Annotated in this window: 20 protein-coding genes and 2 tRNA genes; 10 read left to right on the top strand and 12 right to left on the bottom strand. The window is 63.2% G+C overall.

Features of this window, described 5'->3' with window-relative positions; translation table 11 throughout:
• Positions 1 to 5: 5 nt before the first annotated feature.
• Genes RGQ15_RS12985 through RGQ15_RS12975 form a run of 3 tightly spaced genes read left to right on the top strand, consistent with a single transcriptional unit; the run spans position 6 to position 3,096 of the window.
• Entirely contained in the window at positions 6 to 305 is a 300-nt protein-coding gene (locus RGQ15_RS12985; protein WP_311160698.1) for a putative quinol monooxygenase, read from the top strand.
• A gap of 8 nt (positions 306 to 313) precedes the next feature.
• Positions 314 to 1,813: an aldehyde dehydrogenase family protein gene (locus tag RGQ15_RS12980; protein WP_311160697.1), complete on the top strand. Its 1,500-nt coding sequence runs from the start codon at positions 314 to 316 to the stop codon at positions 1,811 to 1,813.
• Entirely contained in the window at positions 1,810 to 3,096 is a 1,287-nt protein-coding gene (locus RGQ15_RS12975; protein WP_311160696.1) for a M20 family metallo-hydrolase, read from the top strand. The genes RGQ15_RS12980 and RGQ15_RS12975 overlap by 4 nt, the downstream gene beginning before the upstream one ends.
• On the opposite strand, the gene RGQ15_RS12970 is transcribed toward RGQ15_RS12975, so the two are convergent.
• Positions 3,039 to 4,217: a substrate-binding domain-containing protein gene (locus RGQ15_RS12970; RefSeq protein WP_311160695.1), complete on the bottom strand. Its 1,179-nt coding sequence runs from the start codon at positions 4,215 to 4,217 to the stop codon at positions 3,039 to 3,041. The genes RGQ15_RS12975 and RGQ15_RS12970 overlap by 58 nt on opposite strands.
• Positions 4,218 to 4,306: 89 nt before the next feature.
• On the opposite strand from RGQ15_RS12970, the gene RGQ15_RS12965 reads away from it, so the two are divergent.
• Positions 4,307 to 4,723 carry a MarR family winged helix-turn-helix transcriptional regulator gene (locus RGQ15_RS12965; RefSeq protein WP_311160694.1) on the top strand — a complete coding sequence of 139 codons (417 nt, stop codon included), beginning with the start codon at positions 4,307 to 4,309 and terminating at the stop codon, positions 4,721 to 4,723.
• A 537-nt stretch (positions 4,724 to 5,260) separates the two neighbouring features.
• Here the strand turns inward: RGQ15_RS12965 and RGQ15_RS12960 are convergent.
• The 3 genes from RGQ15_RS12960 to RGQ15_RS12950 form a co-directional block, all read right to left on the bottom strand.
• Positions 5,261 to 5,335: transfer RNA gene (locus tag RGQ15_RS12960), tRNA-Asn, on the bottom strand.
• Between the two features lie 31 nt (positions 5,336 to 5,366).
• Positions 5,367 to 5,441 (bottom strand) — tRNA-Asn (locus RGQ15_RS12955).
• 100 nt (positions 5,442 to 5,541) lie between these two features.
• Positions 5,542 to 6,408 (bottom strand): MBL fold metallo-hydrolase, encoded by an 867-nt coding sequence (locus RGQ15_RS12950; protein WP_311160693.1) that lies wholly within the window; start codon positions 6,406 to 6,408, stop codon positions 5,542 to 5,544.
• A gap of 57 nt (positions 6,409 to 6,465) precedes the next feature.
• On the opposite strand from RGQ15_RS12950, the gene RGQ15_RS12945 reads away from it, so the two are divergent.
• The 5 genes from RGQ15_RS12945 to dps all read left to right on the top strand — a co-directional run bounded on the left by RGQ15_RS12945 (position 6,466) and on the right by dps (position 10,596).
• Positions 6,466 to 7,806 (top strand): ATP-binding protein, encoded by a 1,341-nt coding sequence (locus RGQ15_RS12945; protein WP_311160692.1) that lies wholly within the window; start codon positions 6,466 to 6,468, stop codon positions 7,804 to 7,806.
• Positions 7,807 to 7,879: 73 nt separating this feature from the next.
• Complete coding sequence (gene fabD / locus RGQ15_RS12940; RefSeq protein ID WP_311160691.1) at positions 7,880 to 8,806, top strand: ACP S-malonyltransferase; 927 nt, start codon at positions 7,880 to 7,882, stop codon at positions 8,804 to 8,806.
• Positions 8,807 to 8,872: 66 nt separating this feature from the next.
• Complete coding sequence (gene fabG / locus RGQ15_RS12935; RefSeq protein WP_311160690.1) at positions 8,873 to 9,610, top strand: 3-oxoacyl-ACP reductase FabG; 738 nt, start codon at positions 8,873 to 8,875, stop codon at positions 9,608 to 9,610.
• 137 nt (positions 9,611 to 9,747) lie between these two features.
• Positions 9,748 to 9,981: an acyl carrier protein gene (locus tag RGQ15_RS12930; protein ID WP_028720942.1), complete on the top strand. Its 234-nt coding sequence runs from the start codon at positions 9,748 to 9,750 to the stop codon at positions 9,979 to 9,981.
• Positions 9,982 to 10,122: 141 nt separating this feature from the next.
• Positions 10,123 to 10,596: a DNA starvation/stationary phase protection protein Dps gene (gene dps, locus RGQ15_RS12925; RefSeq protein WP_311160688.1), complete on the top strand. Its 474-nt coding sequence runs from the start codon at positions 10,123 to 10,125 to the stop codon at positions 10,594 to 10,596.
• Positions 10,597 to 10,662: 66 nt separating this feature from the next.
• Here the strand turns inward: dps and RGQ15_RS12920 are convergent, their stop codons facing one another.
• From RGQ15_RS12920 to RGQ15_RS12905, 4 genes are read right to left on the bottom strand one after another with little or no spacing between them, the layout of a single operon-like run.
• A complete protein-coding gene (locus tag RGQ15_RS12920) occupies positions 10,663 to 11,739 on the bottom strand; it encodes a BMP family ABC transporter substrate-binding protein (protein ID WP_311160687.1) in 1,077 nt (358 codons plus the stop codon).
• A 29-nt stretch (positions 11,740 to 11,768) separates the two neighbouring features.
• Entirely contained in the window at positions 11,769 to 12,656 is an 888-nt protein-coding gene (locus tag RGQ15_RS12915) for an ABC transporter permease (protein ID WP_311160685.1), read from the bottom strand.
• Entirely contained in the window at positions 12,656 to 13,726 is a 1,071-nt protein-coding gene (locus RGQ15_RS12910) for an ABC transporter permease (RefSeq protein WP_311160684.1), read from the bottom strand. Before RGQ15_RS12910 ends, RGQ15_RS12915 begins: the two co-directional genes overlap by 1 nt.
• A complete protein-coding gene (locus tag RGQ15_RS12905; RefSeq protein WP_311160683.1) occupies positions 13,713 to 15,230 on the bottom strand; it encodes an ABC transporter ATP-binding protein in 1,518 nt (505 codons plus the stop codon). Before RGQ15_RS12905 ends, RGQ15_RS12910 begins: the two co-directional genes overlap by 14 nt.
• A gap of 97 nt (positions 15,231 to 15,327) precedes the next feature.
• Here RGQ15_RS12905 and dnaE point away from each other — a divergent pair, with 97 nt between their 5' ends.
• Complete coding sequence (dnaE, locus tag RGQ15_RS12900; protein WP_311160681.1) at positions 15,328 to 18,798, top strand: DNA polymerase III subunit alpha; 3,471 nt, start codon at positions 15,328 to 15,330, stop codon at positions 18,796 to 18,798.
• Between the two features lie 29 nt (positions 18,799 to 18,827).
• Here dnaE and RGQ15_RS12895 read toward each other — a convergent pair whose 3' ends face one another.
• Genes RGQ15_RS12895 through RGQ15_RS12880 form a run of 4 tightly spaced genes read right to left on the bottom strand, consistent with a single transcriptional unit; the run spans position 18,828 to position 21,761 of the window.
• The gene (locus RGQ15_RS12895) at positions 18,828 to 19,280 is read right to left on the bottom strand and encodes a phosphatase PAP2 family protein (protein ID WP_311160680.1); all 453 of its coding nucleotides are present in this window, start codon (positions 19,278 to 19,280) and stop codon (positions 18,828 to 18,830) included.
• 53 nt (positions 19,281 to 19,333) lie between these two features.
• A complete protein-coding gene (locus tag RGQ15_RS12890; RefSeq protein WP_311160678.1) occupies positions 19,334 to 19,744 on the bottom strand; it encodes a c-type cytochrome in 411 nt (136 codons plus the stop codon).
• Between the two features lie 51 nt (positions 19,745 to 19,795).
• The gene (locus tag RGQ15_RS12885) at positions 19,796 to 20,464 is read right to left on the bottom strand and encodes an ABC transporter ATP-binding protein (protein WP_311160677.1); all 669 of its coding nucleotides are present in this window, start codon (positions 20,462 to 20,464) and stop codon (positions 19,796 to 19,798) included.
• Complete coding sequence (locus RGQ15_RS12880) at positions 20,457 to 21,761, bottom strand: lipoprotein-releasing ABC transporter permease subunit (protein ID WP_311160676.1); 1,305 nt, start codon at positions 21,759 to 21,761, stop codon at positions 20,457 to 20,459. Before RGQ15_RS12880 ends, RGQ15_RS12885 begins: the two co-directional genes overlap by 8 nt.
• Between the last annotated feature and the right edge of the window lie 47 nt (positions 21,762 to 21,808).

Raw genomic sequence — 21,808 nt, 5'->3', positions numbered from 1 at the left:
CCATCATGTATACCATTTCCGCCGTCATCCGCGTCCGTTCCGGCTACGAGGACACACTGAGCCATGCCCTTGCCGAAGTTGCGCGCCATGTTGCCGCCAACGAGCCTGATACGCTGGGCTTCTTCATCAGCCGTGACGTGAGCGATCCTTGTGTCATGACCACCTATGAACGTTTCCGCGACAAGGATGCGATGGACCGGCACAACAATTCGGACGCCTGCGCCCGCTTCTTTGAGGTGGTGAAGCCGATCCTCGATGGCGACGTCGTGCTGGTGACTGCCAATGAAATTTCGGCAAAGCTCTGAGGTATTTGATGTCCGTGAATGACACTCTGGCGCTCCTGGGCGCCGACGCGACGGCCTTCCTCGCGCGGGCCGGGAAGCTCTATATCAACGGTGCGTGGGTCGAGGCAGCTTCGGGGCGCCACTTCGAAGTCATCGACCCGGCATCGGGCGAGGTCTTCGCCCATGTCGCCGAGGGGGGAACTGCCGACATTGACCTGGCTGTAGAGGCCGCGCGCGCGGCCTTCGACCACGGGCCATGGTCGAGCTTGTCGCCGATGGAGCGCTCCAAGCTGGTCTGGCGGCTGGGAGATCTGATCGAGAAACATGCCGATGAAATTGCCCAGCTCGAGGCGCTCGACAATGGCAAGCCGGTCAGCGACGCTCGCGCCGGGGACGTGACATTTTCCTACGAGCTGTTCCGCTACATGGCCGGTTGGGCGACCAAGATCACCGGCGAAACCATTCCGCTGAGTTCCGGCGCGCCGGTCCACGCCTATACCCTGCGCGAACCTGTCGGTGTCTGCGGCCAGATTGTTCCCTGGAACTTCTCGTTCATGATGACCTGCTGGAAGGTTGCGCCTGCCTTGGCGGCTGGCTGCACCATCGTGCTGAAACCCGCCGAGCAGACGCCGCTGACCGCGCTGCGTCTGGCCGAGCTGGTCGAGGAGGCCGGCTTCCCCAAGGGCGTCTTCAACGTCGTGAACGGTCCCGGGGAAACCGCCGGTGCGGCGCTTGCCGCCCATCCCAAGGTGGACAAGATTGCGTTTACCGGCTCGACCGAAGTGGGCAAGCTTATCCTGGATGCAGCCAAAGGAAACCTCAAGAAGGTCTCACTTGAGCTGGGTGGAAAATCCCCGATGATCGTCTTCGAAGATGCCGATCTCGAGGCGGCCATTCCGGCACTGGCCTATGGTTGCTTCTATAACATGGGCCAGACCTGCACCGCTGGCACGCGCCTCTATGTTCACGAGCGGATCGCCGATCGCGTTCTCAAGGGTGTGGCAGAATTTGCCTCGGGCATGAAGATCGGCGCTGGGCTCGATCCGGCGACCCAGATCGGGCCGCTGGTCTCGGCCGAGCAGTTCGAGCGCGTCGCGGCCTATGTCGCAGAAGGCCAGCGCGAGGGCGCGACGCTTTACTGCGGTGGAAATCGCGTCGGCGACAAAGGCTATTTCCTGGAACCCACGATCCTGAGCGACACGACCGCCGAGATGCGTGTCGTGCGCGAAGAGATCTTCGGCCCGGTCCTCGTCGCCCGGAGCTTCGGCGATGACGAACTCGACAGCATCGTTGACGAGGCCAATGCCTCGATCTACGGGCTGGCAGCCTCGGTCTTTACCCGGGACGTCTCGCGCGCTCACAAGGTCGCCAAGCGCCTGAAGGCCGGGACCATCGGCGTCAATACGCATCACGTCATCGACCCGGCCTTGCCCTTTGGCGGCTTCCGCCAATCCGGCTGGGGCCGCGAGCAGGGCTATGAGGCCATCCTGCTTTATACCGAGGTCAAATCCGTGGGGATCCAGCTTTGATCACGCCAAGGATCGACGGCGCGGCATTGCTCGCCGATCTGCATAGGACGGCGCAGATCGGAGCGACGGCAGAAGGCGGCATCTGCCGCCTGACGCTGAGCCCCGAGGACGCCGAGGTCCGGGCCTGGCTTGCCCGTCAGGTCAAGGACCTGGGAGGCGACCTGCATCTGGATCGCATCGGCAACATGTTTGCGCATTTTCCCGGCACCGATGTCGACCTTGCGCCGCTGGGGTTCGGATCGCATCTGGACACTCAGCCGACCGGCGGGCGCTATGACGGAATTCTCGGCGTGCTGGCCGGTCTTGCCGCCGTTCGTGCGCTGCAGGCTGCTGGCCGTTCGACGCGGCATCCGCTTTGCCTCGTGAACTGGACAAACGAGGAAGGAGCCCGCTTCGCCCCGACCATGTTGGGTTCGGGCGTGCATTCCGGCACTTACGCACTTGAGGATATGCGCGCGGCGACGGACCGGTCAGGGACTTTCTTGGGAGATGCGCTCGACGCCTTGCAACTGGCCGGCGCAACCGAACCGGGGGAGACTGTGCTGGCGGCATGGCTCGAGTTGCATATCGAACAGGGGCCAGTTCTTGAACGCACGGGGCGGCGGGCCGCCGCAGTCACCGGCGTGCAAGGGCTGCGCTGGTATGAGCTGACCCTGTCAGGTTGCTCGGCCCATGCTGGCACCACGCCGCGTGAAGACCGGCGCGACGCCTTCCTCGAAGCCGCGCGGCTGGCCTTGGCCGTCGATAAGATCGCCGCCGAGGAAGGTGGGCTGGCCACATTTGGCGAAATCGCCATTCCCAATGCCTCGCGGAATGTCGTCCCGGGACGAGTGGCGTTGAGCATCGATCTACGTCATGTCGAGACGGCAGGGTTGGACCAAATGGAGGCACGGCTGCGCGATCTTGTTGACGCGGTTCGACCTGGGATCAAGGCGCGGCTGACACCGGTCTTCGGAAACAGACCGACCAAATTCGCGCCTGAGGTCATCGCTGCGGTCGAAGGCGCGATGTCAGATGAGGGTCTGCCGGCTTTCTCCATGGTTTCAGGGGCCGGGCACGACGCGGTCAATCTTGCCACGATCACGCCGACGGCGATGATCTTCGTACCCTCACGGGGTGGGCTCAGCCACAATCCGGCGGAATTTACCGCGGACGAAGATTGCGTGCTGGGGGCACAGCTTCTTCTGAACGCGGTGTTGCGACTCGATCGTGGCGGAGCGCTGCCTCAGGGGGCGAAACGCTTGACAATGTCGAATCCTGCCTCGCCTGCCTTGGCAAGATAGGTCGGCGAGACGGAGGTGCCGTTCACCAAATGGACGGCACCTTTGGCGGCCTCGAATACGAGACCGCGGTGGAAAGCTTCTCCAAGGCGCGACAGCGAGATGCTGCCTGCCCCCTCGGCCAATGCGGCAAAGAAATTCATCCCGTCGTAGCAAGAGATGCTGAGAGCACTTTGCACCGGTGCGGTCTTGCCGAAGACGGCATAATATCTTTCGAGGAAGTCGCGATTGCTGCGACAATCGAGCGACGCGAAATAGCTGGAGACGCAATAGAGATTGCGCCGCGCTTCCGGTTCCAGCGCCATGAGCGTATTTTCCTCGAGCGCGCCACTCAGGCGCAGGACATGGCGATCAAGGCCGCGCCGCGCAAAGGCCCGGTTGAATTCCAGACATGCCGACCCGACCAGTGACTGCATGACCACGGAGGGGCGAGCCCTTTCGATCCGGTCGAGCGCGGCCTCGAAATTGTCCTCGTTCAGGTCATGGTATTCCTCGCCGCTGACCTCGCAGCCCGAGGCGCGCAGGTGGCGCGACAACCAATCATGTGTCTTGCGCGGCCAGACATAGTCATGGCCCATAAGGAACCAACTCCTTGCGCCCAGGTCGGAAGTGAAATGATCGACCGCGCCCGCGAGCTGGTTTGCGGGTGTTTCTCCGATCGCGAAAGTACCGTCCTCAGTCGCGCCGCCCTCGTAGAGCGGAGTAAAGATATAGGGAATAAGATTGCCGAACGCGCGAGAAAGACGTTCGCGCACGGATGACAGATGAACCCCGATCAAGACATCCGCGCCATCTGTCGCCAAAAGCTTCCTGACCCTGTCTTCGACCAGTTCTGGATCGCCACCGGCATCGGCTGCCGAAAGCTGCACCGGCCGTCCAAGGATGCCGCCCTTCTGGTTAAGTTCTGCCGCTGCAAGGACACCGCTATATTGGCAGGACGGTCCCCAGATCGCATCCGCTCCCCGAAATGGAACGAGAAGTCCGATCCTTATCGGCCTCCGAGAAGCCCGATCCTCACCTTCGAGTACGCTCGGCTTTCGTGTCGCAACGCGCGAGATGAAGTTGCCGCCAGCCTGGAACAGGCTGAGCTGTGGGCTTTCCAACATGGCACCATATGAAAACACGCCGGCCCTCCCCGCTCTCGGCAGTTTCGATTTGATACCTGCGAGAATGCCATTATTATGTTTCCATCCGCAATAATTCGACGTGAGAAATGTCTACGCAAGCTCGGGATGACAGCCTGGTCCACGTGCTCATGGAGCTCAACCGCCAATTAGTTAGGCAGTTGTCGGGTGACGGGCTTCCCGTCGAGCAATGGCGGGTTCTTTCGCTTCTGCACGCGAATCCGGACGGAATGACCATGAGGGCTCTTGGCGAGGGACTGTCGATCGCCGCGCCCAGCATGACAAAGCTCATCGACCGGATGGTGAATGAGGCGCTGGTCTATCGTGTTCCAAATCCGAGTGATCGACGCAATGTCGTGATCCTCGCCTCGGACAAGGGCAAGGCCTTGCGCGATGAGGCCGATGGCCGGATGGGCAAGTATGAAGAACGCCTTAGCTCGGAGTTCCAACCGGACGACATAGCCAAGCTGCAGGCAATGTTGGGACGCTTGTTGGTGAAACCCTGACATGAAGCAAGGATAATGACCTTGAAGGTAGGGGGTAATTCCCGAGGCTGTTGGTCAGTTTCGTCTGGGCGAAAATCGGCTATCTCTCTACCTTATTTGCGGAGCAAGCCTTACCGCACGCGCGGCAGGGTGCTTTGCCTCAACAAGGTGGTCCGGTTTCAATCCTGGTGCATGACGCCGCTTCTGCATCGCCGCATGACCGTTTGCCCTTGAATGGCCGCGCGTTTGCTTCGGACGCATTCGGCCGGTGGCAGCCCAAACGCATCCCTCGCCACAAATGCCCGCCCCGGATACGCGGTCCAGCACGCTTGAAACAGGAGCGGACCGGCGTGCGGACGGTCAGGACTTTCGCTCTGGACGCTCGATTTGCCCCGCGCTTGCGGAGGGATTCGCAACGACGCGGGCAACCTGTCCTGAGCTGAGCCCGGCATGTGGCCGACACATCGGCGAGGCTTTGTGCGAAGCCTCGGGCAAAACTCTTGCCACAGCCCTGAATTGCGAAATTTATCGCAATGTAGCCAGATTGTTATGAGATTTTGGCTCCGGCGGTAGGGATCGAACCTACGACCAATTGATTAACAGTCAACTGCTCTACCGCTGAGCTACGCCGGAACGGGTGCCATCAAGATGGCTGCGGTCTGGTTGGCTCCGGCGGTAGGGATCGAACCTACGACCAATTGATTAACAGTCAACTGCTCTACCGCTGAGCTACGCCGGAACACGAGGCGGTGTATAGCGATGCGGTTCGGGGGCGTCCAGAGGGTCCCGCGACTTTTTTCAAAAACTTTGCAATTTTATGAAATGAAACGATAAATCGTTCAGGCGAGGCGAAATTTCGCCCGGGATTCAAGTGGTTCGCCCGTCGACACCGCACCGATTTCGGCAAGTGCGATCAGATGGGCAAGCACATTGCGCGTCGCGGCAGGCAGAAGATGCGCTGGCACGTCGTAGATCCGGGCGGCGATTTCCGCAGCGCTTCCCGGTTCCGCGCGCAACGCCGCGAGGATCTGCGCGGTCCGGCTGCGGCGATGCGTTGCCAGATCTGCGATCCGCGCGGCCGGATCTTCGATGGCCTCGCCATGGGCGGGCAGCAGGCGGCGGGGGGCAAGCGCCCCAAGCCGCGCCAGCGTGCGGAAATAGTCCGCCAGATCTCCATCCGGGGGCGAGATCAGCGTCGAAGACCAGCCCATGACGACATCGCCGCAAAAGATCTGCTCACCGGACTGGAAACTCAGGTGACCCGCGAAATGACCCGGTGTGTGGATCGCCCTGAGCGACCATTCGTCAGTTTCGACCAGTTCCCCGTCGCGCAGCGCATGATCCGGCACAAAGTCGCGGTCGAGCCCTTCGCCGCCCGAAAGATCTCCCTCGCGAGAAAGGCGCTGCATCAGATCTGACCGCCCCGCCGTTGCGGGCCCGAAGCCATAGACCGGCGCGCCGGTTTCCTGCGCCAGCGCCCTGGCGCCGCCCGAATGGTCAAGGTGGGCGTGTGTCACGAAAATATGCGTGATCCTGCCGCTGCCCGCAGCCGCGACCAACGCCGCGCGATGCTCTGGCAGGTCGGGGCCGGGATCGATGACGGCAATGCCGTCCCGGCCAAGCAGAAAGCTGTTCGTTCCGGGCCCGGTCAGGGGCGAAGGGTTTGGTGCGGTTATGACCCGCAGGGCTTCCGGCATGTGCAACATGGCGCTAGCCTAGCTTGCAGTCGGGCGTCCGGGAAGGCCCGCATATGAGGCGGCAGAATGAATTTCGAATGGCTGAAACGGTTGATGCCACGCGGGCTTTACGGAAGGGCGGCGCTGATCCTGTTCCTGCCCGTCGTCGTGGTGACCATCGTCGTGACCATCATGTTCCTTCAGCGCCATTTCGAAGACGTGACGCGGCAGATGACCTCGGGCATGACGCGCGAGATCGCGCTTGTCGCGATGCGCATCGACGCTGCCCCTGATATCGAAACGGCCCGGGTGGATGCCGAGCTTGTCGCGGCACCGCTGGAATTGCAACTCATCCTGCCGGCACCGGATTCGGGCAGGGACTATCACGATTTCTTCGACCTGTCCGGTCGCGTGGTGATCGAGGAACTGCACGAACGAGTGGACCAGGTGAGCGCGGTCGATCTAAGCCAGCGGCGCGAAGTCCGTGTTACTCTTGACGGTAAGTTCGGGCCATACCAACTTGTTTTCGCACGAATCCGGGTCAGTGCGTCAAATCCTCACCAATTGCTTGTCCTGATGATCGGCACGTCGCTTCTGATGACGGCGATTGCGACCGTCTTCCTGCGTAACCAGCTTCGGCCGATCAAGCGGCTGGCCCGGGCGGCCGAGGAATATGGCAAGGGCCGCATCATCCCCTATCGTCCTGGCGGCGCGAGCGAAATCCGCAGCGCAGGCACCGCCTTTCTTGAGATGCGAAGCCGGATCGAACGCCAGAACGAACAACGCAAGCTGATGCTTTCGGGCGTGAGCCACGATCTGCGGACGCCGCTTACCCGGTTGAAGCTGGGATTGTCGATGCTGTCCCAGGACCTGCCGCCCGAGCCTGAAGAGATCGCCGCGCTGGAAAGCGACGTGACCGCGCTGAGCATCATGGCGGATGCGTTTCTGGAACATGCACGGGATTCAGCCCAGGACGCTCCGCCTGCCAGGATCCCGGCGCTGGATTTCGTCAGGGGGATCGTCGCCGACGCGCGTCGGGGCGGGCAGGCCGTCAAGCTGGGGCCTTTGCAGGGCGACGACGAAGGGGTCGCGACTTTCCGGCGCGACAGCCTGCGCCGCGCCGTCGAGAACCTGATCGGCAACGCGGTGCGCTATGGCGAACATGCCGAGGTCGACGCAGCGCTGGGGCCGGGCTGGTTCCGTATCTCGGTCGAGGATGACGGCCCCGGCATCTCGCCCGACCGTCGCGATGAGGCGCTGAAGCCCTTTACCCGGCTGGACCCTGCCCGCAACCAGAACAAGGGACAGGGGGTCGGGCTTGGCCTGTCGATCGCAGCCGATATCGCACGGGCTCATGGCGGACAATTGCGGCTGGTCGACGGCGAGAGGTTGGGGGGACTGCGCGCCGAAATCGTCATTCCCCGCTGAATTCCCGTGGAGTTGCCGCCGAGCCCGTCAAGGGATAAGGCTGTGGCAACGAAATAAGCAGAAGGACTGCAGGATGCGGGCATTCGTATTTCCCGGCCAGGGCGCCCAGGTGGTGGGCATGGGGCGCGAGCTGGCCGAGGCCTATCCAGCCGCGCGCGAGGTCTTCGCCGAGGTCGATGAGGCTCTGGGCGAGAAACTGTCTGACCTGATCTGGGAAGGCGATATCGAGACGCTGACGCTGACGCAGAACGCGCAGCCCGCGCTGATGGCAACCTCGATCGCGGCATTCCGTGCGCTTGAAGCGGAAGGCTTCGGCATCAAGGACGCGGCCTTCGTCGCGGGGCATTCGCTGGGCGAATATTCGGCACTTTGCGCGGCGGGCGCACTCAGCCTTGCCGATACGGCCCGCCTGCTTCGTCTGCGGGGAAAGGCCATGCAGGATGCCGTGCCGGTCGGGCAAGGCGCGATGGCGGCCGTTCTCGGACTGGACTTCGCGGCGGTCGCCGAGCTGGCCCGCGACGCCGCCCAGGGCGAAGTCTGCCAGGCTGCCAATGACAACGATCCGGCTCAGGTCGTGATCTCGGGGAACAAGGCGGCGGTCGAACGCGCCGCCTCGATGGCGAAGGAGCGTGGCGCGAAGCGCGCACTGATGCTGCCGGTTTCGGCCCCCTTTCACTCGGCCCTGATGGAGCCTGCAGCCACGGTCATGGCCGAGGCCCTGGCCAGCATCGAGATTGCCGCGCCTGCCGTGCCGCTTGTGGCCAATGTGCGCGCTGAGGCTGTCGCCGACCCTGACATGATCCGCCAGCTTCTCGTCGAGCAGGTGACGGGCTCGGTCCGCTGGCGCGAGTCGGTCGAGTTTCTGGCCGCCGCGGGCGTCACCGAATTCTGGGAAGTCGGAGCTGGCAAGGCGCTGTCGGGCATGATCAAGCGCATCTCGAAAGAGGCGGTTACACGTGCCATCGGCACGCCTGCCGACATCGCGGCGCTGAAGGGCTGATGGCAGGGTCGGGGCCATGCTCCGGCGCTTCCGAATGGATTTGGATATCAAGGAAACGAGGCTGGGATGTTTGATCTGACGGGCAAGAATGCGCTGGTAACCGGCGCCTCCGGTGGGATCGGGGGCGCGGTGGCCGAGGCGCTGCATCAGGCGGGCGCGACCGTCGCGCTGCATGGGACCCGCGAAGCGCCGCTGAGGGAACTCGCCGAGAAGTTGGGCGAGCGGGCGCATGTCGTGACCGCCAACCTGGGCGACGCCACGGCGGTCGAAGCCCTGCCGAAGGCAGCGGCCGAGGCGATGGGCAGCATCGACATCCTGGTGAACAATGCCGGGATCACGCGTGACAATCTGTTCATGCGCATGTCGGACGAGGAATGGCAGCAGGTGCTCGACGTCAATCTGACCTCCAGCTTCCGGCTGTGCCGGGGCGTCCTGCGCGGCATGATGAAGGCCCGCTGGGGCCGCATCGTCAACATTACCTCGGTGGTGGGTGCGACCGGAAATCCGGGGCAGGGCAACTATGCCGCCGCCAAGGCGGGCCTCGTCGGCATGTCGAAAAGCCTGGCCTATGAGGTCGCGTCCCGTGGCATCACCGTCAACTGCGTCGCCCCCGGTTTCATCGAAACCGCGATGACCGACAAGTTGAACGACGACCAGAAATCCCGCATCCTGACGCAGATCCCTGCAGGGCGGATGGGGAATGCTCAGGAAATCGCCGCAGCGGTGCTCTATCTGAGCAGCGCCGAGGCGGGATATGTCACAGGCGCCACTTTGCATGTGAATGGCGGGATGGCGATGCTGTGATCTTCGGTTTAACCGGTTGCAAGATCACGTTCCCGTGCTATATCCCGCGAACAAGGCTGCAGGGAAACCGCCCTGGGCTCTCGTCAGCGTGAGCTGTCAACATTTTGGGCGGATGCCCGCGAAAATGAGGAAGAGACATGAGCGATATTGCTGATCGCGTGAAGAAAATTGTCGTCGAGCATCTGGGCGTTGACGAGGACAAGGTGACCGAAAGCGCCTCCTTCATCGACGATCTGGGCGCCGATTCTCTGGATACGGTCGAACTGGTCATGGCGTTCGAGGAAGAGTTCGGGATCGAGATCCCGGATGACGCTGCCGAAACCATCCAGACCTTCGGCGACGCGGTCAAATTCATCCAGGGCGCGGTCTGATAGGACCCTTGCCTTTGGCGATACGGGCGGTGCTTTCCCTGGCGGAAGCACCGCCTTTTTCATGGCAGGTATGACGAAGGGTCGGGAACCTCGTTCCGCTCCTGCTCGTTCGTAGGGTGAAATCCAACGAAGGAGACCGGAATGCCAGTCAATGTTCAGGGTCTTGCCGACAATGCGCGCAAGACCGCGATCGCCGAACTGAACGCCCGCCTTGCTGATGCCGTGGCCCTGTCGGCCGCGATCAAGCAGGCGCACTGGAACGTCAAGGGCCGCAACTTCATCGCTGTCCACGAACTGTTCGACACAGTTTTCGTGAATTTGCAGACCCATGTCGACGAGATGGCCGAACGCGTGCAGATCCTGGACGGGGTCGCAATCGGAACCGTCGAGAAGGTCGCCAAGTCGAGCACGCTCAAGGAATACCCGACCAACCTGACCAAGGCCGAGGATCATATCAAGGCGATTTGCGAGCGGATGCGCGACTATGGCGCCAAGGTTCGCGAAGCGATCGATACGACTGACGAAGCTGGCGATGCGGATACCGCCGACCTGTTCACGGCGGCATCCCGGACGGCCGACAAGGACCTGTGGTTCCTGGAAAGCCATCTGGAGTGATCAGGGGCCGATGAGATGAGAAAACCGGGGCAAGGCCCCGGTTTCCTTTTGTGCGGAACCGCCTGATTATTGCGGCATCGGGGCGGTGATGCCCTCGACATAGAAATTCAGACCGGAAAGTTCTTCGTCGGTCGCGGTTTGCCCATCGGCCAGCCAGTCGCTGCCATCCTGTTTCTTCAGCGGGCCGGTGAAGGGGTGGTATTCGCCCGAGGCGATCTTGGCCTTGAGTTCCTCTGCCTCTGCCTTGACATCGGCGGGCACGGCTTCGGTGATCTCTCCGATCACCACCTCGCCGTCGCCGATCCCTGCCCAGGTGGCTTCCGATTTCCAGCTGCCGTCCAGAACCTGGCCGACCCGCTTGATGTAATAAGGTGCCCAGTTGTCGACGATCGAGGCGATGCGCGGGGTCAGCGCGAAGCTCGCCATATCGGAAGCCTGGCCAAAGGCCAGCGCACCGGCTTCCTGGGCCTTCGCGAGCGGTGCGGTGGAATCGGTGTGCTGCATGAATACGTCGACACCCTCGGCCAGCAGGGCGGCGGCCGCATCGGCCTCTTTCGCCGGATCGAACCAGCTATAGACCCAGACCACCTTCATTTCGACTTCCGGGTTCACCTTGCGGGCGTGGATGAAGGCCGAGTTGATGCCCTGGATGACTTCGGGGATCGGGAACGAGCCGATATAGCCGATCTTGTTCGACTTGGTCATGCGCCCCGCGATGGTGCCGATGACGGCGCGTCCCTCGTAGAAGCGGGCATCGTAGGTCGCGACGTTGTCGGCCCGCTTGTAGCCGGTGGCATGTTCGAACTTGATGTCAGGAAACTTCGAGGCGACGTTGATCGTCGCGTCCATGAAGCCGAAGCTGGTCGCGAAGATCAGCTTGTTGCCTGCCAGGGCAAGCTGGGTCAGGGCGCGCTCGGCATCCGCACCTTCCGGGACGCTTTCGATGAAGGTCGTCTCGATCTTGTCGCCATACTCCTTCTCGATCGCCTGGCGCGCCAGATCGTGCTGATAGGTCCAGCCACCATCGCCGACCGGGCCGACATAGATGAAGCCGACCTTGAGCTTGTCATCCTGGGCCATCGCGGGGATTGCCGAAACGGCCATGAGCGCCGCCGCGCTGCCAAGAAGGGTTCTGCGTTTCATATAGGGACTCCTGTTGGGTGGGGTGCTGCTTAGCGCAGCGCGTGGAAAGGCTTGCCGAGCGAGGCGGGGGCAGCGCCCCCCGACCGGTGGCCGAATTTCTGGCGGGCCGAGATGAGCACAAGGACGATGATCGTCGCAAGATAGGGTGCCATGCTGAGCAGTTGGACCGGCACGGCGACGCCCGCGGCCTGCAATCGCAACTGCAGCACCGTCACGCCGCCAAAAAGCCATGCCCCGGCCAGCGCGCCCCATGGGTTCCATTGCGCGAAGACGACGATCGCCAGTGCGATCCAGCCTGCGCCGGCCGTCATGCCCTCGGTCCATTGCAGAACCGTGGCAATCGAGATGTAGGCCCCGCCCATTCCGGCCATCGCCCCGCCAAAGGCCAGCGCCGCCAACCTGACCTTGCGCACCGGGTAGCCCAGCCCATGGGCCGCGTCATGGTTTTCCCCCACGGCGCGCAGGATCAACCCGGCGCGCGTGCGCATCAGGACCCACCATGTCACGGGCACCATTGTCAGGCCCAGCCAGATCATCAGGTTCAGCCCCAGCGGACCTGCCATCATGGCGGGTGCCTTGACGCCTTCATAGGGCTTGCCGAACATCGCGGTAAGGCCAAGCCCGAACAGTGTCAGGGCAAGGCCACTCGCGACCTGGTTAGACAGCAGGAACTGCGTAAGCAGGGCAAATACCATCGCAAGCGCGGTGCCCGCGACGGCCGCTCCGACGAAGCCCAGTGCCGGGCTTCCGGTGGCATGGGCCACGGCAAATCCCGCAAGCGCGCCTCCGATCATCATGCCTTCGACACCAAGGTTCAGCACGCCCGCCCGCTCGACCACGAGCTCGCCGAGCGCTGCAAACAAAATGGGGGTGGCTGCACCAAGCAGCAGCATGAAAACGGCGATCGGATCGATCATCACGCGCGCCTCCGGATGCGGTATCGGGTCAGCAGGTCAAAGCCCAGGAGGAAGAACAGAAGCATCCCTTGAAAGACCTGGACGGATGCGGCGGGCAGTTGCAGCATCATCTGCGCAAGCTCGCCGCCGATATAGGTCAGCGCCAGCAGCAGGCCGGCCAGCAGGATGCCCAGGGGATGCAGGCGGCCAAGGAACGCCACGATGATGGCGGTGAAGCCGTAGCCCGAGCCGAAGCTTTCGGTGATCTGACCGGCAGGACCGGCGACCTCGAACAACCCCGCCAGACCCGCCAGCGCGCCCGAGGCGCCCAGGCAAAGCGCTACCAGGCGATCGGGGCGGACGCCCGCAAACCTTGCCGCGCGCGGGGCGGCGCCGGCAGTGCGGATGTGGAAGCCCAGAACATGGCGCGACATCACGAACCAGACCACCAGCAGAGCGATACCGGCAGCGATGACACCCCAATGAAGCCCGGTATTGGGAATGAGTTCGGGGTTCGAGGCGGAAGGATATTGCTGCAGATTGCGCGAGCCGGGGAAGTTGAATCCCTCGGGGTTCTTCATCGGGCCGAAGGCCATCCAGGCCGCGATCTTCTGCGCGACATAGACGAGCATCAGCGACACGAGGATCTCGGACGCGCCGAACCAGTTGCGCAGCATTGCGGGAACCATGCCCCAGGCCCAGCCGCCCAGGGCACCGGCAAGGATCATCGCGGGAAAGATCCAGAAGGCCTGCAGCGGATAGGCGGCAAGCGCCACGGCCGCACCGCAGATCCCGCCGATGATGTATTGCCCCTCGGCGCCGATATTCCAGATTCCGGCGCGAAAGCCCAAGGCCAGTCCCGAAGCGATCAGGATCAGCGGCCCCGCCTTGACCAGAAGCTGCGGACGCGAATATCCCGAGGCGGGGCCGAAAAGCGGGTCCCAGAAAATCGTGCGAATGGCCGCGACGGGATCGAAGCCCAGCGCCCAGAACAGCAGCCCGCCGACGATCACGGTCGCGACCACGGCCATGATCGGGGTGGCGATCTGCCATCCCAGCGACGCGCTGGCGCGCGGCTCAAGCCGGAACATGGCCGACCTCCATTCCATGTGCGCCGCCAAGCATCAGCCCGATCTCGTCGATGGTCAGACCTTCGGTCGGGCGAGGGGCGGAAAGGCGGCCCTCGTTCAGGGCGCAGAACCTGTCGGAGAGTTCAAGAAGCTCGTCGAGATCCTGACTGATGACAATCACCCCGGCGCCCTGGGCAGCCAGATCAAGAAGCGCCTGGCGGATCGCGGCGGCGGCACCTGCATCGACGCCCCATGTCGGCTGGTTCACCACCAGGACCTCGGGGCGGCCCAGCACCTCGCGGCCGATGACGAATTTTTGCAGGTTGCCGCCCGAAAGCGCGCCGGCCGCCGTGCCGGGGCCGGGGGTGCGCACGTCGAATTTCGCGATGATCTCTTCGGCGAAGCGACGCGCCGCGCCGTTGTCGATCAGGCCCCGCTTGACGATCCCTTGCCTTGCCCCGGCCGTCAGCAGCGTGTTCTCGGTCAGGCTGAATTCGGGAACGGCGGCATGGCCAAGCCGGTCTTCGGGGGCGGCAAGAAGCCCGGCCCGTCGCCGCGTTTCGGGACCGGCCTCGGAAAGATCGGCTTGCCCGAGGAGGACGGTTCCCCGCGGCGAGCCGATTTCACCCGACAAGGCTGCCAGCAGCTCTTCCTGGCCATTGCCGGCGACGCCGCCAATACCAAGGATTTCACCTTTATGCAGTCTCAGGCCGATCTGCTTGAGCGACACACCCTCGGCCGTGGAGCCTGTCGAAAGTGCCTTGACCTCAAGGACCTTGTCACCGGGCCGCCGCCCCGAACGATCGACGATGCGCATCTCTGCGCCCACCATCATCGCGGCCAGTTCCCGCGCGCTATGGGCGCGGGGGGCAACCGTGCGGACGACCTTGCCATGGCGCAGGATGGTGGCCTGATCGCAATGGCTGCGGATTTCTTCCAGCTTGTGGCTGATATAGAGAACGGCCGTTCCGGCCCCGGCCAGTTGTCGCAAGGTCGCGAAAAGGATCTCGGCCTCTTGCGGGGTCAGCACGCTCGTCGGCTCATCCATGATGAGAAGACGCGGGTTCTGCAGCAGACAGCGCAGGATCTCCACGCGTTGCCGCTCACCGGCGGAGAGGGTTGCGACCCGACGCGTGGGATTCAGCGGCAGCCCGTAGCTTTGCGACAGTTCCGAAATGCGGCGGGACAATTCGGCCCGCGCGGGCGGGTTCTCCATGCCAAGTGCGATGTTCTCGGCGACGGTCAGCGCGTCGAACAACGAGAAATGCTGAAACACCATCGCGACACCCGCTGCGCGGGCCCCGCGCGGATCCGATGGCGCGTGCGGCGCGCCCAGCAGCGACATTCGGCCGTCATCCGGGCGGACAAGGCCATAGATCATCTTGACCAGCGTCGATTTGCCAGCCCCGTTTTCCCCGAGCAATGCATGGATTTCGCCAGCGCCGACCGCGAAGCTGATATCGTCATTCGCACGGACGCCCGGATATGTCTTGCCCAGACCCTCGGCCCGGAAAACCTCTGTCACTGTCCAGTGCCTCTTTGCCCTATATTTCGATCACCTTTAGCGGTTTTCCGCCGAGGAGCAATTGCACAGTTGGACAGGTCGAGCCTAGATTGGCGGCATGCCCGAAATCTCGCCCCGATTCATCCATCTGCGCACGCATTCCGAACATTCGTTGCTGGAAGGAGCCGTGCCCGTCAAGAAACTTGCTGATCTTGCAGCACAAAACGGCATGCCGGCAGTCGCGCTGACGGATTCCAACGCGTTGTTCGCCGCGCTGGAATTTTCGGTCAAGGCGCAGGATGCCGGGGTTCAGCCCATCATCGGCTGCCAGGTGACCCTGGAAGCGGCAGCCACTGGTGCAGTCGTTCTTCTGGCCCAGAACGAGGTCGGCTGGCTTAACCTGATGGAGCTTTCGAGCTGTCTCTATCTGCGCGACGGCAATGCGCTGCCGCATGTGACGCTGGAAGAGCTTGGCGCGCGCTCGGAAGGTCTGATCTGTCTCGCCGGCGGGGCGCTGGGGCCGCTGGGACAGCTTGTGGGGCAGGGACGGATGCCCGAGGCGAAGGCGTTGCTCGAGCAACTCGCATCGGCTTTTCCCAACCGGCTTTATGTCGAGCTGCAGCGCCACAAGGATGGAGGAGGTACGCCTGTCGCCGAGGAAGTGGCATCCGAAGGCGGCATGATCGACCTTGCCTATGAGCTGGATCTGCCGCTGGTTGCGACGAATGATGTCTATTTCCCCAAGTCCGATCTTTACGACGCCCATGACGCGCTGATCTGCATTTCCGAGCGCAGTTATGTCGACCAGACCGCGCCGCGGCGGCGCCTGACGCCCGACCATTACTTCAAGTCTCCGGCCGAGATGGTGGCCTTGTTCGCCGATCTCCCCGAGGCCATCGAGAATACCGTCGAGATTGCCAAGCGCTGCGCCTTCGCCGTCAAGAAGCACAAGCCGATCCTGCCGCGCTTTGCCGATGACGAGGTCGAGGCACTTCGGCGTCAGGCCTGGGACGGCCTGCGCTCGCGCCTGTCGGTCATCCCTCATGCCGTCACGGTCGAGGAATACGAAGAACGCCTGCGGTTCGAGCTTGGCATCATCGAGCAGATGGGCTTCCCGGGGTATTTCCTTATCGTTGCCGACTTCATCAAATGGGCCAAGGATCAGGGCATCCCGGTCGGGCCGGGCCGGGGGTCGGGTGCAGGTTCGCTGGTGGCTTATGCCCTGACGATCACCGATCTTGATCCGCTGCGCTATTCGCTGCTTTTCGAACGCTTCCTGAACCCGGAGCGGGTCTCGATGCCCGACTTCGATATCGATTTCTGCATGGATCGCCGCGAAGAGGTGATCCAGTATGTGCAAGAGAAATATGGCCGCGACAAGGTCGGCCAGATCATCACCTTCGGCGCGCTTCTGTCCAAGGCGGCGGTGCGCGACGTGGGGCGCGTGCTGCAACTGCCCTTCGGTCAGGTCGACCGCCTTTCCAAGATGATTCCGGTCGAGGGCGTGAAGCCAGTAAGCGTGACCAAGGCTCTGGCCGATGAACCGCGCCTGCGCGAAGCCGCCAAGGAAGAGGTGGTGGGCCGCCTCCTGGATTATGCGGCGAAGCTGGAAGGCTTGCTTCGGAACGCGTCGACCCATGCCGCGGGCGTGGTGATCGGGGATCGCCCGCTTGACAAGCTGGTGCCGCTATACCGCGATCCGGCCTCGGAAATGCCCGCGACCCAGTTCAACATGAAGTGGGTCGAGCAGGCCGGGCTGGTCAAGTTCGACTTTCTTGGCCTGAAAACCCTGACGGTCATCCAGAACGCCGTCGACCTGATCAATGGGGGCGGGCGGCCCTTGCATGTCGCGGCGGACGGGCGGGAATTGTACCAGCCTGCAGAGGGGGCAGAGAACCAGATCAACGCCATCCCGCTGGACGACAAGCCAAGCTACGATCTGTTCGCGAGCGCCCGCACGGTCGCCGTCTTCCAGGTCGAAAGCTCGGGGATGATGGATGCGCTGCGGCGCATGAAGCCGACGTGCATCGAGGATATCGTGGCGCTGGTGGCGCTTTACCGCCCCGGCCCGATGGAGAACATCCCGACCTATTGTGAGGTCAAGAACGGCCTGCGAGAACTCGAATCGCTGCATCCCAGCATCGACCCGATTCTGGCCGAGACGCAGGGCATCATCGTCTACCAGGAACAGGTGATGCAGATTGCGCAGGTCATGGCGGGCTACAGCCTGGGCGGGGCCGACCTTCTGCGCCGCGCCATGGGCAAGAAGATCGCCGAGGAAATGGCCAAGGAACGGCCCAAATTCGTCAACGGCGCGGTCGCAAATGGCGTGGATTCGAAAAAGGCCGGAGAGGTCTTTGACCTTCTCGAGAAATTTGCGAATTACGGCTTCAACAAGTCACACGCTGCCGCCTATGCCGTTGTCAGCTACCAGACCGCATGGCTGAAGGCGAACCACCCTGTCGAATTCATGGCCGCGGTGATGAACTGCGATATCCACCTGACCGACAAGCTGGCCGTCTACAAGCGCGAAGCCGATCGGATGGGAATCGAGACGGTGCCGCCCTGCGTGAACCGGTCGGATGCGACCTTCACGGTCAAGGACGGCAAGATCGTCTATGCGCTGGGCGCACTGAAGGGCGTGGGCATCGAGGCGATGCGGATGATCGTCGAGGCGCGTGGCGACAAGCCTTTCCGCGACCTGCACGATTTCGCGCGCCGCGTGGACATGCGCCGGGTGGGAAAACGCCCGCTGGAAATGCTCGCACGGGCGGGCGCCTTCGACATTCTCGAGGAAAGCAGGTCCAAAGTCCTGAAATCCCTGGATGGGCTTGTCGCATGGTCCACTGCTGTACAGACGGCCGCTGCCTCGTCGCAAAGCTCACTGTTCGGCGGGGGCGAGGATCTTCCCCCGCCGCGGCCGGTGGTCGCGCCGATCTGGATGCCGGCCGAGAAGCTGGGCGAGGAACATGCCGCGGTGGGGTTCTACCTTTCGGGCCATCCGCTTGATGACTACCTGCCCGCGCTAAGACGCAAGAACGTGCAGACGCTGGCCGAGGTGACACAGGCCGCGGCCGATGGGGCGCTGGTCGCGCAGCTTGCCGGGACCGTGGCCTTTCGGCAGGAAAAGAAATCCGCTCGCGGGACGCGTTTTGCCTTCGTAGGCCTGTCCGATCCGACAGGTCTTTACGAGGTGACGGTGTTTTCGGACACGCTGGACGCACATCGCCAGCATCTCGAGCCGGGCGAGAACGTCGTCTTGCAGGTTCAGGTCGAACCTTCCGGGGATCAGGTGAAGCTGCTTGCGCGCAGCGTGATGCCATTGGATCAAGCTGTCGCAGATGCCGGTGCAAACCGGCTGGCGGTCGAGATCGCGGGGCTCGACGCCGTTCCCGGCATTGCCGAGGCTCTGGCCCGGATTCAGGCCGAAGTCGCGGCGCCCTCGCGTGCCCGTGGGCCGATCACTTTGCGGCTGAAGGATGGCGAGGATCTGGTCGATATCGAGATCACCGAAGACGCCCCCCTGACGACGCCCGCGCGGCAGGCATTGCGCATCATTCCCGGCGTGCTGGAAGTGCTCGAAGAATAGGTTCTGCCAATGCTGTGGCGCGCCGCCGCTCAGAACCTCAATCCGAACTCGAACCGCGCTCCGTCCGATCCGATGCCGAAGCTTGCCGCGCCGAAGGTGAGGCCGATCAACGCGCCTGACCAGACCTGTTCGGGCGTGTGCGCACCGGCATGCACGCGGCTCCAGCCGGTCAGACCGGCTGCGCCATAGGCCAGCGCGCCTGCCTCTGGCTTGTCGTCAAAGCATTTCCCTGCCAGGTCGGATGCGCCGAAGAGGGCTGCTGCCGTGTGGCCCGAGGGGAAGCCCTTGCCCTCGCCCGAGGGTCGGCGCGAGATCGGCTCACCGTCGAAATATTCCTTGAGACCCCAGACCAGGGCGGTTTGCAGAATACCCCGAACGGCGAAATCCTCGAGCCGATCCTGATCCGCCGCGCAGATTGCCGCCGTCAGGGGAAGTCCGTATTTCATTGCCGTGCCGAATTCCTCGAAAGGATCAGCAGCCACCGGCTGGGTCAGCGCAAATCCGCACATCAGCGCCGAAATGCGGGATATCTGGCCTATTCCTGCATTCCTTCGACATATTCGATGAGGGCGACCAGCCGCTCGGACGTGGGCACCGCCCTGCCGTCACCCGTGTCATAGGGCACCGTCGGGCCGGCCAGCACATCGCCGAATGAGGGCATGGGGCTTTCGCTCCGGCCCATGGTGAAGCCTTCGATATGTCCCATCACGCGTGCTTTCGGGAAGACCCCGCCATTTTTGGCGGCGACCTGCGTCACGTCGATCGGTCGGGGCGTCAGGCTTTCCGCCAGCGGGCCATCGCCCTTGCCTTCGTCGCCGTGACAATCGGCGCAAAGGGTGACGAAATCCATCCGCCCGGTCGTCTGTTTCTTCGGCTCGGGGGCGCAGGCGGCCACAAGCCCCGCCATACCCAGCCCGCAAAGCCCTGCCCAGATTGCTGCCCGCATTGCTGCCTCGTTTGGTTGCGTTTTGCCGGACTGTGCCCCACTCGGGCGGGTTCAGGCAACCTCGTTCAGGCGGATCACCCTGTCCATTCGGCCCGCAAGCTCCATGTTATGCGTGGCGATCAGCGCCGAAAGCCCGGTTTCGCGCACAAGGGTCATCAACATGTCGAAAACGGTGTCCGAGGTCGCCGGGTCAAGGTTCCCGGTCGGCTCGTCCGCGAGCAGAAGCGAAGGCTGGTTCGCCAGCGCCCGGCAGAAGGCCACGCGCTGCTGTTCACCACCCGACATTTGTGCGGGACGATGTTCCGATCGGTGGGCCAGCCCGACACGTCCAAGCAGATCCGCCGCGCGTGCCCGCGCCGCGGTGTCGGAAACCCCGTTCGCCAATTGGGGCAGGACAATGTTTTCGGCTGCGGTGAACTCGGGCAGCAGGTGGTGGAACTGGTAGACAAAGCCCAGTTGCCGGCGGCGCGCTTCGGTGCGGGCGCGATCCCGCTGGCCTGACATGTCTCGCTCATTGATGACCACGCGTCCCGTATCCGGCGTGTCCAGCAATCCGGCAATATGCAGAAGCGTGGACTTGCCTGCGCCGGAAGGCGCGACAAGTGCCACGACCTCGCCTCGGCCCACTGAAAGGGAAAGGTCCTGAAGCACCCGGACGGGGGCCGGGCCGTCCTTGCCATAGGTCTTGGAAATGCCGTCCAGCAGCAGGACATCATTCATAGCGCAGGGCCTCCACGGGGTTCATGCGGGCCGCGCGGCGCGCCGGGAAGATGGTGACGACGAAGGACAGCGTCAGCGACAGGATGACCGCCTTGGCAATGTCTGCCCCGCGCAGCTTCGCGGGCAGTTCATAGATGCCGCGCACCGCCGGATCCCACGCCCCACCGCCCGAGAACCAGTTCACGAAGCTCATGATGTGATCCACGTTGAGCGCGAAGATCACCCCCAGCACGACACCGGCGATCGTCCCGATCACTCCGGTGAAGGCGCCGCAGAGAAAGAACACCCGCAGCACTGCGCCTTCGGTCAGACCCATGGTGCGCAGGATGCCAATGTCGCGGCCCTTGTTCTTGACCAGCATGATGAGCCCCGAAGTGATGTTCATCGAGGCGATGAGCACGAGGATCGACAGGATGATGAACATCACATCGTCCTCGATATCGAGTGCCCGAAGGAAGCTGCCCGAGGCATCGCGCCAGGTCCAGATCTGCGCCCGCTCGCCCGCGGCCTGCAACAGGGGCATGGTCCAGTCGTCGACCTTTTCCGGGTCGTCGACGAAGACTTCGATTTCATCCGCGACGTTCTCGCGATTGAAATAGCTCTGCGCCTCGGCCATCGGCATGTAGATGCGCGTACGATCGATGTCATAGCGGCCTGCGGTGAAGACATAGGTCACATCGTAGCTTTCGACCCGCGGAGTGGTGCCGAACGCGGTCTGGGCCCCCTCGGGCGAAATGAGCCTGACGCGATCACCGATGCTGACGCCCAGTTCGCGCGCAAGGCCCGAGCCGATCGCGATGCCCTTGTCGAAGTCCTCGATATTGCCGAAGCCGGTTTCCGGGTCTGCGATGCGGGGGATGGCCTTCAGGGCATCAAGCGAAAGCCCATAGACCTCGGCCACGTTGTTTGCATCGTTCTGGCTGGCCATCACCTGACCACGCACGACAGGGGTGGCGCGGGTCACTCCGGGGATTTGTGCGATCTTCGTGGCCAGCGCGTCATAATCCTCGACCCGGCCGGGGGTGACATAGGTTTCCTCGGTCAACTCGTTATAGATCGAGCTGGGCGCGTAATAGACCGTGCTGTGGGCATTCGCGCCCAGGATCGTGTCGACGAATTCGGCCCTGAACCCCGCGCGCACGGCCAAGGTGGCAATCAGCGCCATGACGCCCAGCGTGATCCCGATCAGGCTGATCCAGGTCATCACGCTGACCCCGCCCTCGGCCCGCCTTGCGCGCAGGTAACGCCAGGCGATCATGAATTCGTAACGCGAGAACGGAGCGGGACTTGCCATCATTTACCTGCCAATAGGGTCGAGCCTGATTGGCGTGTCACGGGCAATTA

The organism is Paracoccus sp. MBLB3053 (genome assembly GCF_031822435.1).
In the GTDB taxonomy this organism is placed as follows: domain Bacteria; phylum Pseudomonadota; class Alphaproteobacteria; order Rhodobacterales; family Rhodobacteraceae; genus Paracoccus; species Paracoccus aurantius.
This window is presented reverse-complemented; position numbering and strand designations above follow the sequence as displayed.

Excerpts from the sequence above, each read along its gene's own strand:
- fabG (WP_311160690.1), top strand. The coding sequence starts at position 8,873 with ATGTTTGATCTGACGGGCAAGAATGCGCTGGTAACCGGCGCCTCCGGT.
- dnaE (WP_311160681.1), top strand. The coding sequence starts at position 15,328 with ATGCCCGAAATCTCGCCCCGATTCATCCATCTGCGCACGCATTCCGAA.
- dps (WP_311160688.1), top strand. The coding sequence starts at position 10,123 with ATGCCAGTCAATGTTCAGGGTCTTGCCGACAATGCGCGCAAGACCGCG.
- RGQ15_RS12985 (WP_311160698.1), top strand. The coding sequence starts at position 6 with ATGTATACCATTTCCGCCGTCATCCGCGTCCGTTCCGGCTACGAGGAC.
- RGQ15_RS12945 (WP_311160692.1), top strand. The coding sequence starts at position 6,466 with ATGAATTTCGAATGGCTGAAACGGTTGATGCCACGCGGGCTTTACGGA.
- fabD (WP_311160691.1), top strand. The coding sequence starts at position 7,880 with ATGCGGGCATTCGTATTTCCCGGCCAGGGCGCCCAGGTGGTGGGCATG.
- RGQ15_RS12890 (WP_311160678.1), bottom strand. The coding sequence starts at position 19,744 with ATGCGGGCAGCAATCTGGGCAGGGCTTTGCGGGCTGGGTATGGCGGGG.
- RGQ15_RS12930 (WP_028720942.1), top strand. The coding sequence starts at position 9,748 with ATGAGCGATATTGCTGATCGCGTGAAGAAAATTGTCGTCGAGCATCTG.
- RGQ15_RS12915 (WP_311160685.1), bottom strand. The coding sequence starts at position 12,656 with ATGATCGATCCGATCGCCGTTTTCATGCTGCTGCTTGGTGCAGCCACC.
- RGQ15_RS12980 (WP_311160697.1), top strand. The coding sequence starts at position 314 with ATGTCCGTGAATGACACTCTGGCGCTCCTGGGCGCCGACGCGACGGCC.
- RGQ15_RS12885 (WP_311160677.1), bottom strand. The coding sequence starts at position 20,464 with ATGAATGATGTCCTGCTGCTGGACGGCATTTCCAAGACCTATGGCAAG.
- RGQ15_RS12950 (WP_311160693.1), bottom strand. The coding sequence starts at position 6,408 with ATGTTGCACATGCCGGAAGCCCTGCGGGTCATAACCGCACCAAACCCT.
- RGQ15_RS12920 (WP_311160687.1), bottom strand. The coding sequence starts at position 11,739 with ATGAAACGCAGAACCCTTCTTGGCAGCGCGGCGGCGCTCATGGCCGTT.
- RGQ15_RS12910 (WP_311160684.1), bottom strand. The coding sequence starts at position 13,726 with ATGTTCCGGCTTGAGCCGCGCGCCAGCGCGTCGCTGGGATGGCAGATC.
- RGQ15_RS12880 (WP_311160676.1), bottom strand. The coding sequence starts at position 21,761 with ATGATGGCAAGTCCCGCTCCGTTCTCGCGTTACGAATTCATGATCGCC.
- RGQ15_RS12965 (WP_311160694.1), top strand. The coding sequence starts at position 4,307 with ATGTCTACGCAAGCTCGGGATGACAGCCTGGTCCACGTGCTCATGGAG.